Here is a 12,375-nt window from a genome sequence, read left to right as displayed (position 1 = left end):
TCACGCCTCCCCTGAGGTGCCCTGGGCGGTCCGTGCCCTTGCGACGGACCGCCGCAGGGCCCGCCTGGTGAGTTCGCCGGCCAGATGGCGCTTGTACTCGGCGCTGCCCCGCCCGTCGGTGACCGGCGAACAGTGCGCGGAGGCCAGCCGACCCGCCTCCTCGTACAGCGCCTCTGACGGCTCGCCGCCGTTCAGCAGCTCCTGGACCGCGTCCAGATTCAGCGCGCCGGCACCCACCGCCGCGAGACCCACCCCCGAGTCCGCGATCCGCCCCTTGCGCAGGGCCAGGGCGACTCCGGCGGCGGCGACGGCCCAGTCGCCGGACTTGCGCTCGACCTTCTCGTACGCGCTGCCCGCCCCCGGCAGGACCGGGATCCGTACCTGGACCAGCATCTCGCCGACCCCCACCGCGGTCTCGTACGGGCCCTGATGGAAGTCGGCCATGGCCACGACCCGTTCGCCACCCTGCCCGCGGATCACGACCCGCGCGTGCAGCGCCCCGCACACCGCGGACAGGTCCTCCGAGGGGTCCGCCTGGCACAGTGAGCCGCCGATCGTGCCCCGGTTGCGGACCGGCGGGTCGGCGATCACCTTCTCCGCGTCATGGACGATGGGGAAGTACCGGCCGACCAGCGGGGACTCCAGGAGGGCGCGGTGCCGGGTCAGCGCGCCGATGCGCAGCTCGTTCCCGACCTGCTCGATGTGGTCGAGTTCGTGCAGATCGTTGATGTCGACGAGCAGTTCGGGTCCGGCGAGGCGCAGCTTCATCATGGGGAGCAGGCTGTGACCGCCGGCCACGACCCGGGCCTCCTCGCCGTAACGACGCAGCAGCTCCAGCGCCTGGGCCACGCTCGTCGCACGCCGGTAGTCGAACGAAGCGGGTACCTGCACGGCACGCTCCCTCCCCTTGAGGACCGGTCCTGTGCCCGGCGGTCCTGTGCCCGGCGGTCCGGCGCCCGGTCCGGGGGAACCATCGTGCGGACGTACGGGCCGGTCAACGGCGACTCAAGCGAATGCTTAAGTCGGTCGGCGACGGAACGGGTCCTACCGGCCGGACAGCCGTTGTAATGGCGGACATGACGCTCACTCAGCTGCGCGCATTCGTGACAGTGGCCCGCCTGGGTTCCGTGAAGGGCGCCGCCCGCTCGCTCGGAGTGACCGAGGCAGCCGTCTCCGGGGCGGTCGCCGCGCTCCGCCGTGAACTGGGCGACGTCCTCTTCATCCGGGCAGCGGGCGGGATCAGCCTCACCCCGGGTGGCAGCAGGCTGGCCGCGGGCGCCGCCGAGATCGTCGGTCTCGCCGAGGAGACCCGCCACCGGGTCCGCCAGGCGACCTCCGGCACCGCGCACCTGCGCGTGGCGTCCACCGAGGCCGGTGTGGAACAGGTGCTGCCCGCGCTGCTCACGGCCTTCGGGCGCAGACAGCCCGACCTGGACGTGGAGACCCTCGCCGTGCCGGTGGCGGTCTTCGGCGACCTGCTCCGCGACCGGCGTGCCGACGTCACGATCGGTCCGGCGCCGCGTCCGGCACCGGCCGTCGAGTCCGTACCGTTCCTGCGCTTCCAGCTGGCCGTCGTCGCCGCCCCCGACCACCCGCTGAGGCACCGGCAACGGCTGGCGCCCGCGCAACTGGCGCCCGAGCCCTGGCTGTTGGGCCCGGCCGGCCTCGATCCGGACACGCTGTCCGGCGCCTTCCTCGCCCACATCGGCGTCGAGGCGACCGGCGCGAAGGCCTTTCCCAGCGTCACGGCCTCGCTCAACGCGGTGGCCGCCGGGGCCGGGCTGTCCGTGGCCTTCCTGCACGTCGTGCGCGACGACCTGCGGCGCGGGTCGCTGGTGCGGCTCGATGTCACGGGCGCGCGGCTGGGCGGCGTGCTGTACGCGAGCGCGCTCACCGGTGAACGCCGCTCGACGACGGCCGCCGCGCTGTGCCGCTTCGTGACGACGCCGGCCGCGACGCAGGCGGTGCTGACGCGGTCCAACGGGGTTCCCATGAACGAGTTCCGTCCGCCGGTCCACGTCACGATCTGGAGCTGACGTCGGCCGGGTCCGGCCGTCTTAAGCAATCGCTGAAGAGCGCGTTGACGGTGCGGCGGGCCGCGCCCATCGTGTGTCCGTCATGGACTTCACCAATGAGTTCCGAGTGAACCTGCCGCCCGACGAGGCCTGGGCCCTGCTGACCGACGTGGAGCGGATCGCTCCCTGTATGCCGGGTGCCCAGCTCACCGGCGTGGACGGCGACGCCTACAACGGCGTCGTGAAGGTCAAGGTCGGTCCCATGACCATCCAGTACAAGGGGGTCGTCTCCTTCGAGGAGAAGGACGACGCGGGGCGTACGGCGGTGCTGCACGCGCGCGGCCGTGACACCCGGGGGCAGGGCAACGCCGACGCCCGGGTCACCGCCCGGCTCGTCCCGGACGACTCCGGAACGCGGGTCACGGTGGACACCCGCCTCACGATCACGGGCCGGGTCGCGCAGTTCGGCAAGGGGATGATCGAGGAGATCAGCGGGCGGCTGCTGGCCCAGTTCGTCGACAACCTGGAGACGCGACTCGCGACGGAGAGACGCGGGTCCCGCCCCGCGCCGACCGCCGCGAAACCCCTACCACAGGCGCCCACGCTTACGACCGCCCCGACGCCCGCCCCCGTCCCGGCCCCGACCTCGGCGCCGAAGCCCATGGAGGGGCCGGCCACTGGACCCGCCACCGAGGCGTACGTCGTGCCCGCGGCGGGGCCCGCGACCGGGCCGGACGCCGGACTGGACACGGGGCCGGACAGTGGGCCCGCGCCTGGGCCCGGCACGGGGCCGGAGAGTGGACCGGCCACGGGGCCCGCGCTTGGGCCCGGCTCAAGGCCGGAGGCTGGACGTGCCACCGGCCCGGAGGCTGGGCCTGCCAACCGGCCCGCCCCTGGACCCGGCGCCGAGGTCGCCGCGGCGGCGCCCGCGTCGAGCGCCGCCGCTCCGGCGAACGGCAGCGCGGCGGACGGTTCCGCGGCCGGAGCCGCGCGGGAAGCCGGTCCTGCGGGCCCCGCCCCCGCCACTCCCGGGGCGAACGGTGTCCGCCCCGCCGCCACGCCGACCGCCCCGGTGCCGGTGCAGCCCCTGGACCTGATGAGCGTGGCCCGCGGCGCCGTCCTGAAGCGGGCGCTGCCGGCGGTACTGCTGCTGGCCGTGCTGGTCATCGCCCTGGTCGTCTGGCTCACACGCTAGAACCGCCGTTCCCGAAGGTGGGCCGATCTGGGCAGTGGCGGTGTCCGCCGGTCGGCCGGCCGGTCGGCCCGGCGGCGGGGCGGTCCGGCTCGGTTCGGGAGCCGCCTTGCCCCGGAGGTCTCCCGCCGCGCGCGGCGTACGCACGGTGGCGCCCCCGTCCCGACGGTGCCGCGACCAAGCTCGCGGACCCCGCGGACCCCGCGGATTTCGCGCTCGCGCCCGCGTGTCGACAGGATGGGGGCATGAACGACATCCGTACCCCCCGCCTGCTGCTCCGCCGCTGGCAGGACGACGACCTCGTGCCCCTGTCCGAGATTCACGCCGACCCCACGGTGATGCAGTGGATCGGCGACGGCCGACCGCGCTCCCTGGAGGAAACCGCGGAGGACATCGAGGCCTGGGAGGAGGAGTGGGACGAGGAGGGTTTCGGGGTCTTCGCCGTCGAACTCCTCGGCTCGGGAGAACTCGCCGGAGCCGTCGGCCTGTACGTCGCCGACTCCCCGCCCGAGATCGCGGACCGGATCGCCATCACCTGGCGCCTCGGGCGGGTCTACTGGGGCCAGGGATACGCGTCGGAGGCCGCCCACGCCGCGCTTGAGTTCGCCCTCCAGGACCGTGGCATCGACCGCGTCGTCGCCGCGCCCCGCCCCGGTGACAGCGCCTCCGTGAACGTCCTGGAGAAGCTCGGCATGGAGAGGGAGGGGGCCGTGCAGGACCTCGTCCACGGACACGAGCTCCGGCTGTACACGATCGACCTGACGGAGTACGAGGGCTGACCGCGGAGAGGCGCGGCCGGCGGCCGGCGGAGCCCTTGGCGGACCCGCCGGCGCCCGGGCGCACAAATGGCCGGAGTTCGCCCTGGCTCGTCCGGGTCGGGGTACGTACGATGCGATCGCTCCCGGCCTTCACAGTCCCTTCATCGCTCCTTCACGGCGCCGGGTCCCCGAGCCCGTCCGAGGGGCGGACGTGTAGTTGATTGATTGACATGTGCATGACGACACGTGACGCATGTGTCACGGCGCCACGCCGTGACGCCTCTCCCGCGCTTCCCGCCCCACCGTCCGATCCACAGCACCTGGTCCGCGACGGCCCTCCCGGCACACCGGGGCCGCACCCCCCATTTCGCGGCGGGGCACGCTCCCGCCGGAACACCGACGCAACGGATTGGAGCACCATGACCGGTGGACTGCTGATGAGTGGCGCGATCGCCGCTCTGTTCGCCACCGCACTTCCCGCGCACAACCCGTCGGGCGCGATTGTCGACCCGCCCCCGGACAAGATCGTCATCAACGTCGCCACCGTGAACGGCTCCGGCTGTCCCGCGGGCACCGCCGCCGTCGCCGTGTCCCCGGACAACACCGCCTTCACGGTGACCTACAGCGACTACCTCGCCCAGGTCGGAGGCAACTCCGATCCCACCGCGTTCCGCAAGAACTGCCAGCTCAACCTGGTCGTCGCCGTGCCCGGCGGCTTCACGTACGCCATCGCCAGCGCCGACTACCGCGGCTTCGCCTCGCTCAAGGCGGGGGCGACCAGCACCGAGAAGGCCTCGTACTACTTCCAGGGCTCGTCGAACACGGCCTCCATCACGCACCCTTTCAGAGGCCCGCTCGCCGACAACTGGCAGGCCACCGACACCACGGAATGGGCCCAACTGGTCTGGTCGCCCTGCGGTGTGCAGCGGAACTTCAACATCAACACCGAGATCCGCGTCAACGCGGGCACCTCGGCCCCCAGCAGCACCAGCTTCATGACCATGGACTCGACGGACGGCGAACTCAGCACCATCTACCACCTGGCATGGAAGGAGTGCCCCGCCTCCTGAGGGCCTGAGGGCCTGAGGGCCCGAGGGGGCGTGATCGAAGATCCTGAACGGGTCCCTCGGCCGGCTCCTCCGCACCGGGAGCCGGCCGAGGCCGTACCACCGGCGTACGGGATTCAGCCGCCGGGGCCCGCGCAGATGTCCTCGGGCGGCCGGAACGAGCGGGCGTCGTCCGCGTCCTCGTCCACCTGGACCCGGATGGTCTCCAACTGCTCCAGCAGCGAGGCGAGATGCTTCTTCGCGGGGTCGCGGAAGAACTCCAGGACCGCCCGGTGGAAGGCGTCCCGCAGCTCGGGCGGCATCACGTCCGAGGCATCGAAACACAGGGTGCGGGCCGTCGAGTTGAGCAGCCCGTCGATCTCCTGCTCGACGGCGTTCGCGGGCTCCGTGGGCGGCAGCCCGGTCACGGCCGGGAACAGCGGACGCACCGCCGGGTCCGCCTCGGCCCGCCACCGCTTCCGCCCGGCCGGGCTCGACAGCCGCTCGACCAGTTCCTGGGCGTCCGGGTCGTCGCTGAAGACGGCGGCCATGTCACCGGCGACCTCGAACGCGTCACGGTTCTCGGCCCGCCCGCGCAAGAACCGGGCCGACGGTTCCACGCGGATGTCGTCGCCCGCGTACACGTACCGGATGAAGGCGCTCTGATGTTCATGGGTGCAGTCGAAGCCGGGGGAGTTCAGCAGCCCGCGCGGCCCGGCCGGTCCCGTCGTGCCCTCGTACGACGTGGTCAGTGACTGTTCGACGGATTCGTCGGTGCGGCCGGCCAGCAGCTGTGCCCAGGTCGTCCACGCCCGTACGACGTCCGGATCGCGCCAGCTGAGCCTGCTCGTGGCCCACTTCTCGTACGGGCCGGGACCCGCCTGGTGGAGCAGGATGTCCTCGATCCAGTCCGTACCGGGCCAGCCCGAGGTGGCCTGCGAGGCGAGCCCCACGCACCACGTCGGACGGTCGCTCGGCGTGCCCTTCTTGCTCCACACCAGGCTCTTCAGGTCGACTTTCAGCGGCACCCAGTAGGTGCGCTGGCTGCCGTCCACCAGGAGTTCGGGCGCCCACGGGGAGAAGGCGCGTTCGCGGGTCGGCTCGGCGAGCGGCCGCAGCTTGCCGCGGCGGGCGTACTCGGTGAGTTCGCCGATGCTGTTGAGGACCGCCACGTCCGGCGGGGTGTCCGCCTCCAGTTGTGAGACGAGGGTCTCGCGCAGGGAGCGGGTGCCCTCGTAGGTGTAGGTCCTGCCGGTCCCGTCGTCGAGCCGCTGGAGCGCGGCCTCGAAGGCCTCGCCCTCCTTGCCGGTCCACGGCCCGAGGACGACGAGGGGGTCGGGGGCGTCCGAGGCGCAGCCGGGAACCAGCGCGAGCAGACACCCGGCCATCAGGACACGCAGGCCTCGCACGACACGCAGGCCTCGCACGGCACTTGGCGCACGCGGCCCACGCGTTCCGGGCACGGCACGCGGCGGGCGGTTCATGAGACGGCTCCCGGGCGGGCGACGACGAGGTACTCGCGGCGGTACGCGTGCAGGGCGCCGCCGACGACAGCGGCGGCGAGCAGACCCGTGGGCAGGACGAAGGGCGCGACCCCGTCGAGGAAGGGGAGCCGGCCGTCGGCCAGCGTGTCGTCGAGCCGGGACTCCAGCACCTCGACGGCCTGCGGGTCGGGGTCGTCGAAGGGGCGTTCCTCGGCGGTCGTCTCCGTCTCCGGAGAGGTCCGCTCGGCGAGCGCGTCGGCCAGCGGAGCGGACCGCGTCTGGGCGTCCTGCGCGAGCAGCGCGTCAGCCGTCAGAAGCGGCACGGCGAGCAGCGGCAGGGCGGCTGCCGCCAGCGGAACGCTGAGCCGGATACGGAAGCGGCGGCGCAGGAACACCACGGTGCGCCAGAGCCCCACGGTGGCCAGGACGAGGGCGAGACCGCAGACCACGGCCGCGCCGCGCACACCCCCGCCCCAGGCGGCCCGCTCCGCGAGCCGTTCGCGCAACTGCCGCTGCAGCCCGGTGACGCGGTCCACGATCGAGGTCGCGCCGGACCCCGTCGCCGGCGGACACGGCGGGTAGCGGTCCTGCCGGTCGGCGGCGGCGACCGGCTCCGAACAGAGCATGCTGCGCGCGTACGTCAGCTCGGCGTCCCGCAGTACGGGGTCTTTCGCGTGGCCCTGGGACCGGCCGATCCACCCCGTGTAGTCGACGACCAGCGCGGACACCACCCGCAACTCCTGCTCCTCGGCCACGGTCAGGGCTCCGCTGCGGGTGACCTGGTTGAGGCTCTGCGTCGCCCGCGCCACCCGGGTGCGGTACCGCTCGCTGAGGCCGCCGAGTTCGGCCGCCCCCGCCTCGGCGAGGTTCTTCTCGGCCTCGCCCTGCGCGATGAACAGGGACGCCTTGGCGTTCGCGAGGCCCACCAGCGCGGGCGCCAATCGGTCGCGCAGGTACTCCGAGTCGTCCCGCACGTCCATGTACGCCCACCCGAGCGTGCCGAACGCCACCACGATGAGCAGGGGCAGCGCGATGAGCCGGTCCCGCAGGAACGCGCGGTTGCGGCGGCCGGTGGGCGAGGGCCACAGACAGCGCCAGAGCCGGCGGGCGAGTTCGGCGACGACGGCCACCGCTCCGCGCGCGCCCCGGGCCGTACGTGCGCGTCGTGCCGTTCCGGTCATTCGCGGGCCGTCCGGGGGTGCTTCTCCTGCGACGGCGCATGGGCGATCGTCCGCAGCCAGGCCGCCGCCCTCCTGCCGAGCCATGGGCTGTCGCGGTGGTGCCGGAAGGCCAGCGGGCGGACCGCGTAGGCACGGTCGAGCAGGGTCTCGGCGACGGCCGCGTCCTCGGCGGTGGCGGACCGGGCGGCCTGGTGCGCGAGGGTGAGATACAGCCGGGAGAGTTCTCTGCGCAGCCCGGGTTCGTCGGGCGGCAGCCCCAGCCGCGCGTCGGCGCCCGCGGCGAGCCCGGCCAGCCCCGCCCCGTCGATCGCACCCCGGACGAGGGCGCCCCGTACCGCCTCCCACACCTCCGCCGTCATACGGGCCCGGGCCTGCTCGTCCGTCAGGCCGTGTGCGTGGAACAGCCGGGCCAGCCTGGCCAGCAGCTCGCGGAGCCGGTCGGCCGCCTCGTCCGGGCGCTCGGCGGTGCGTACGTGCTCGACGCCGACGCGTACGGCGGCCGTCCGTGCGGCGGTCCGGTGCCGGGAGTGCTGCGGCACCGCGTCCAGCGCCCGTACGGCGTCGTCCCAGGCCGGTTCCCCGCCCAGCGCGAGCCGGGCCCGCGCCGCGCCGAACGCGGCGCTGCCGAGGGACGGGTTGCGCAGCCGGACCGCCTCGTAGAACGTCAGCGCCTCCTGCCAGCGGCCGAGGCGCTCGGCGCAGTAGCCGAGGGCCAGCTTCGGCGCGTACTCGCCCGGGATCGCCGCGAACACGTCGTCGAAGTGGCGGCGGGCCGCCCCGACCCGGTCCTGTCCGAGCGCGAGCAGGCCGCGGTGCCAGTCGAGCCGCCAGTCGTGCGGGGCGTGTTCGGCGCCGATCAGGGTCGCGGCGGACCGCAGTTCCCGTTCGGCGGCCGAGGAGCCGCTCCCGGCGCTGCGCAGCCGCAGCCGGCAGCGCAGCAGCAGGACCTCGGGGGAGTCCCGCCAGTCCCCGGTGTGCTGGAGCAGCGCCTCGGGGGCGGCGTCGGCCAGCCTGCTCAGCTCGGCGTGATGGAGGTCCTGCGGATCGGGTCGCGGCACGGGCAGCCGGCTGGCGACCTCGGCGGGCGACGGCGGTGCGTACGGGGCCGGTGCGTCCGGTGCGGCCCACCGGGTGACGGGCGGCGCCGAGCCGAGGGCCGCGTCGAGCGCGTACGGCGACTGGAGGAAGAGCGGGGACGGCTCGAAGGTCTCCAGTCCGGTCCGCAGCGACCGCAGCTCGCGGAAGACACCGCGCAGTTGTTCCTCCATCTCGCGCGCGGTGGCGAACCGTTCGGCCCGTTCGGCGCGGGTGGCGCGGTGCAGGACCCGGGCCAGCGACACCAGGCCGAGTCCGTGGGGAGGCGGCGCCGTCATGGGGGGCGGCCCAGGAGGCCGCGGGGTCTCGTCCTCTTCCGGTGGCTCCGGCGTGCCGCCCGGCGGACCGATCATGTCCAGGCGGCCCAGCTCCGCCAGGTCGCCGGGGCATCGCCCCAGTCCGCTCAGCCGCCGCAGGGTCTCCCCGAGGCTGAACAGGTCGTCCTGACCGGTGGACTGGCCGTTCGGGCCGACGGTCGGGGCCCGGAAGCCCTCCGTGGTGTGGCCGGGCAGTCCGGCCGTCCGGACGCTCCCCACATCGATGATCTTCGTGGCGGTGCCGTCGTGCATCACGTTGTCCGGCTTGAGGTCGCCGTAGACCTTGCCGGGCCGGTCGGCGTGCAGATACCCGAGAGCGGCCAGGATCCGAACCCCGTAAGCGAGTACGAACTCGTGGAAGCGTCCGCCGCCGAACTCGTCCGGGTTCACCTGGACGCGCGCCCGTACCTCTTCGAGCGTGAGGCCGTCCACGTACTGCAGGACGAGGAAGTCGCCGACCTCCGGATGGTGCCCGTAGTTGAAGACGCGGATGATGTCGCCGTGGCTGAGATCGACCAGGGCCCGCCGTTCCTGGGCCAGGGCGCCGGACGCCGCTGCCGCCTGCTGCGGGTGGAGGATCTTGATGGCGACCTCGCGGTTGTCGACCTTGGTGTCGAGCGCGAGATGGACCTCGCCCATGCCGCCGTAGCCCAGCGGTCTGATCAGCCGGTACTGCCCCGCGAGCAGCCGTCCCGCGGGCAGGGGCAGTTCTCCCCGGTCGCCGCCGTGGGACGCCGCCCGGTCCAGCAGGGTGATCGACGGCAGCAGCACCGGGTCGGGACTCTCCTCGGGCAGGACGACGTGGGCGGCCCGCAGAATCGGCGACGCGACCACGAGCGGGCCGAACGACGCGCTGGACTCCGACAGTTCACCGGTCACCCTGCTGCCCGCTGCCCCCTCCATGCGACCCCAGGATAGACGGGGCGGCTCCGAATGACCCCGATCCGGTCACACCAGCGGGATGGTCACCTCGTCCTCGACGGGCGGGTCGAGTTCCTGCGGCAGGTTCCCCGTCGCCGAGAAGCAGCGCAGCCGGACGGACTCCGGGGTGACGTCCAGGCGCAGGAAGCTCTTGAAGAAGGGCGGACTGTACGTCGCCGATCCCGGCGAGAAGAGCCGGGTGTGGGCCTTGCGCACCGGCAGGCGCAGCCGCGAGGTGCGGTCGGGACGGCCGCCCGCGCCGAGCAGGCTCGCGACGAGACGGGTGCGCGGGGTGACACGGGCGGACCCGGCGGGGGCCCGGGTCGGCGGGATGCCGAGACGTTCCGAGACGACGGCGGTCGCCTGGTCCTCGGTGAGCGTGAAAAACCGCCGCATGCGCAGCCGGCGCCCGTAGAGGCCGCTGTAGAAGGCCAGCGAGTCGCCGCGCAGCGGATAGCAGCGGAAGTCGTCCTCGGTGACACCGGCGACGGAGACACGCGGCATGGTGTGGGTGGCGTGCATGAAGGCCCCGCCGCCACCGGCGACCACGTACTGGATGGTGCGGCCGTCCACCGTCACCGGGTAGCGCTGGTAGTTGTGGATGTCACCGCCTATCGCGGCCACGTAGTGGTGGGCGGGATCGCGCACGATCTCGTCGACCGTGCCGCCGCCCTCGATGGGGCAGGGGTGGTGCTCGGCGTCCACGTACAGGGGGGAGCCGGTGACCAGGATCTTGGGGGTGTCGCCCCGGGAGACCTCGCGGAGCCAGCGGCCCTGCTCGGCGTCGATGGCCCCGAGCAGGCCGGTGTCGATGCCTATGATCCGCACCGGGCCCGCGTCGAGGGCCCAGTACGGGCCGGGCTGGACGGCCTGTTGGGCGGGGGCCGAGCGCAACTTCTGGGCTGCCGCGAGCCGTTGTTCGTCGGGAGCTCGCGGCTTGTGCCACAGCAGCGAGCGCCACCAGGCCGACGACAGGCGGCGGGGCGGGGGCGGCGGGGCGAGGGGCGGTGCGTCGCAGAAGACGCGCATGAAGCCTTCGAGGTCCTCGTACCAGTCGTGATTGCCGGGTATCGCGTAGATCGGCGCCTGATAGTCCTGGTACGGGCGGAAGAACTTCGTGCCGTAGTCGTCGGTGGCGCCGACCGGGTAGATCACGTCGCTGGCGAGTACGGCGAACTCCGAGTCCTGACCGGCTTTCAGGAAGCCCGGGACGACGGCGTACTGGGGGTCGTCGCCCTCGCCGGTGTCTCCGATGACCATGAAGGAGAAGTGGTCCGGGGCGGGGTGTCCGACGATCTTGTCGGCCGGGGCGTCGGCGGCCGTTCGTTGCTCCACCCAGCGGTTGCGGGTGTGGGCCGTGGGGTCGCCGAAGAGGGAGGCGAGGGTGCCGTTGCGGGCGGGCCACAGGGTGGTGGGGTTCAGCCAGGACAATTTCTCGGTCCGTTGCGGCATCAGGCGCTTGTACGCGCCGCGTTCCGTGCTGCCCCAGCCGGCGCCGGAGGCGGTGTCGCGTGAAGATTCAGACATCCGCGAACGGTAACAACGGGGTGATCGCGCCGTTCCCCGCGCCCCTTCGGGGACTTGGGGTGCGGGTGGGTTTCGCCTGCGGGGCGGTCGGTGCTGAGTGCGCCGTTCCCCGCGCCCCTGGGGGGTGGGGGTGGGGGCGTATTTCGCCTGCGGGTAGGCCGGTGTTGAGAGCGCCGTTCCCCGCGCCCCTTGAGGGCTTGGGCTGGGGGCAGCCCTCTAGGGGCGCGGGGAACTGCGCGATCTTTTACGGGGGCGGGGACTGCGCCTGCGGGTGCGAGGGGTGCGAGGGGTGCGTGAGGCGGTCGGGCGGGATCACCGCCACTCCCAGGATCTCGATCATCGCCTCCGGCTGCCACAGTGCCGTGCAGCCGATCCCCGCCATCGCCGGATACACCGGCCCCGCAAGCTCCCGCCACACCGCCCCGATCTCCTTGCCGTGCGCCTGGTAGTCGGGAATGTCGGTGAGGTAGATCGTCACGCTCACCAGATCCCCCGGCTCCCCGCCCACCTCCCGCAGCGTGGTCAGGACGTTCCCGAACGCCTGGCGGAACTGCTCGACGATCCCACCCGGCACGATCTTCATGTCGGCGTCGAGAGCGGTCTGCCCGCCCAGATGGAGCGTGTTCCCCGCGAGCGTTCCGTGCGAGTAGCCGCGGGGCGTCGGCAGCGCTGCCGGGTTCACGGCGATGGGAGTCACGTGGCCTCCGTGGGTTCGGGGAGGGCGGCCCGGCCGGACGGGTCGTCCCCGGTCGCGTCCTGCGCATGCTGTATTGACAATAAATGACGGTCGTGAAAAAAACGAGATACCACACGAACCGTGCCGTCGACCCCGCTCCCGA

The 12,375-nt window shown here is 73.1% G+C and carries 10 protein-coding genes; 4 read left to right on the top strand and 6 right to left on the bottom strand.

Features of this window, described 5'->3' with window-relative positions; translation table 11 throughout:
- A complete protein-coding gene (locus tag K3769_RS40935) occupies window positions 1-891 on the bottom strand; it encodes an FAD binding domain-containing protein (protein ID WP_267027798.1) in 891 nt (296 codons plus the stop codon).
- Window positions 892-1,076: 185 nt separating this feature from the next.
- On the opposite strand from K3769_RS40935, the gene K3769_RS20145 reads away from it, so the two are divergent.
- The 4 genes from K3769_RS20145 to K3769_RS20130 all read left to right on the top strand — a co-directional run bounded on the left by K3769_RS20145 (window position 1,077) and on the right by K3769_RS20130 (window position 5,035).
- Window positions 1,077-2,036: a LysR family transcriptional regulator gene (locus K3769_RS20145; protein WP_267027797.1), complete on the top strand. Its 960-nt coding sequence runs from the start codon at window positions 1,077-1,079 to the stop codon at window positions 2,034-2,036.
- 82 nt (window positions 2,037-2,118) lie between these two features.
- On the top strand, window positions 2,119-3,210 hold the full coding sequence (locus tag K3769_RS20140; protein ID WP_267027796.1) for an SRPBCC family protein: 1,092 nt from the start codon (window positions 2,119-2,121) through the stop codon (window positions 3,208-3,210).
- A 242-nt stretch (window positions 3,211-3,452) separates the two neighbouring features.
- Window positions 3,453-3,986, top strand: a complete 534-nt coding sequence (locus tag K3769_RS20135) for a GNAT family N-acetyltransferase (RefSeq protein WP_267027795.1) — start codon at window positions 3,453-3,455, stop codon at window positions 3,984-3,986.
- 398 nt (window positions 3,987-4,384) lie between these two features.
- Entirely contained in the window at window positions 4,385-5,035 is a 651-nt protein-coding gene (locus K3769_RS20130) for a DUF4360 domain-containing protein (RefSeq protein ID WP_267027794.1), read from the top strand.
- 113 nt (window positions 5,036-5,148) lie between these two features.
- Here the strand turns inward: K3769_RS20130 and K3769_RS20125 are convergent, their stop codons facing one another.
- The 5 genes from K3769_RS20125 to K3769_RS20105 form a co-directional block, all read right to left on the bottom strand.
- Window positions 5,149-6,420, bottom strand: coding sequence for an alpha-glucoside ABC transporter substrate-binding protein (locus tag K3769_RS20125; RefSeq protein WP_267027793.1), 1,272 nt, complete (start codon window positions 6,418-6,420; stop codon window positions 5,149-5,151).
- A 71-nt stretch (window positions 6,421-6,491) separates the two neighbouring features.
- Window positions 6,492-7,676, bottom strand: a complete 1,185-nt coding sequence (locus tag K3769_RS20120; protein ID WP_267027792.1) for a GlnX family signal transduction membrane protein — start codon at window positions 7,674-7,676, stop codon at window positions 6,492-6,494.
- Window positions 7,673-9,991, bottom strand: coding sequence for a tetratricopeptide repeat protein (locus K3769_RS20115; RefSeq protein WP_267027791.1), 2,319 nt, complete (start codon window positions 9,989-9,991; stop codon window positions 7,673-7,675). The genes K3769_RS20120 and K3769_RS20115 overlap by 4 nt, the downstream gene beginning before the upstream one ends.
- Window positions 9,992-10,036: 45 nt before the next feature.
- Complete coding sequence (locus tag K3769_RS20110) at window positions 10,037-11,536, bottom strand: metallophosphoesterase family protein (protein ID WP_267027790.1); 1,500 nt, start codon at window positions 11,534-11,536, stop codon at window positions 10,037-10,039.
- A 244-nt stretch (window positions 11,537-11,780) separates the two neighbouring features.
- Window positions 11,781-12,233, bottom strand: a complete 453-nt coding sequence (locus K3769_RS20105) for a RidA family protein (RefSeq protein ID WP_267027789.1) — start codon at window positions 12,231-12,233, stop codon at window positions 11,781-11,783.
- Window positions 12,234-12,375: the final 142 nt, after the last annotated feature.

It is taken from the genome of Streptomyces ortus, from assembly GCF_026341275.1.
In the GTDB taxonomy this organism is placed as follows: Bacteria; Actinomycetota; Actinomycetes; order Streptomycetales; family Streptomycetaceae; genus Streptomyces; species Streptomyces ortus.
The sequence above is the reverse complement of the archived record's forward strand: the minus strand, read 5'-3'. Positions and strand labels throughout refer to the sequence as shown.

Excerpts from the sequence above, each read along its gene's own strand:
- K3769_RS20145 (WP_267027797.1), top strand. The coding sequence starts at position 1,077 with ATGACGCTCACTCAGCTGCGCGCATTCGTGACAGTGGCCCGCCTGGGT.
- K3769_RS20140 (WP_267027796.1), top strand. The coding sequence starts at position 2,119 with ATGGACTTCACCAATGAGTTCCGAGTGAACCTGCCGCCCGACGAGGCC.
- K3769_RS20135 (WP_267027795.1), top strand. The coding sequence starts at position 3,453 with ATGAACGACATCCGTACCCCCCGCCTGCTGCTCCGCCGCTGGCAGGAC.
- K3769_RS20130 (WP_267027794.1), top strand. The coding sequence starts at position 4,385 with ATGACCGGTGGACTGCTGATGAGTGGCGCGATCGCCGCTCTGTTCGCC.
- K3769_RS20120 (WP_267027792.1), bottom strand. The coding sequence starts at position 7,676 with ATGACCGGAACGGCACGACGCGCACGTACGGCCCGGGGCGCGCGCGGA.
- K3769_RS20115 (WP_267027791.1), bottom strand. The coding sequence starts at position 9,991 with ATGGAGGGGGCAGCGGGCAGCAGGGTGACCGGTGAACTGTCGGAGTCC.
- K3769_RS20110 (WP_267027790.1), bottom strand. The coding sequence starts at position 11,536 with ATGTCTGAATCTTCACGCGACACCGCCTCCGGCGCCGGCTGGGGCAGC.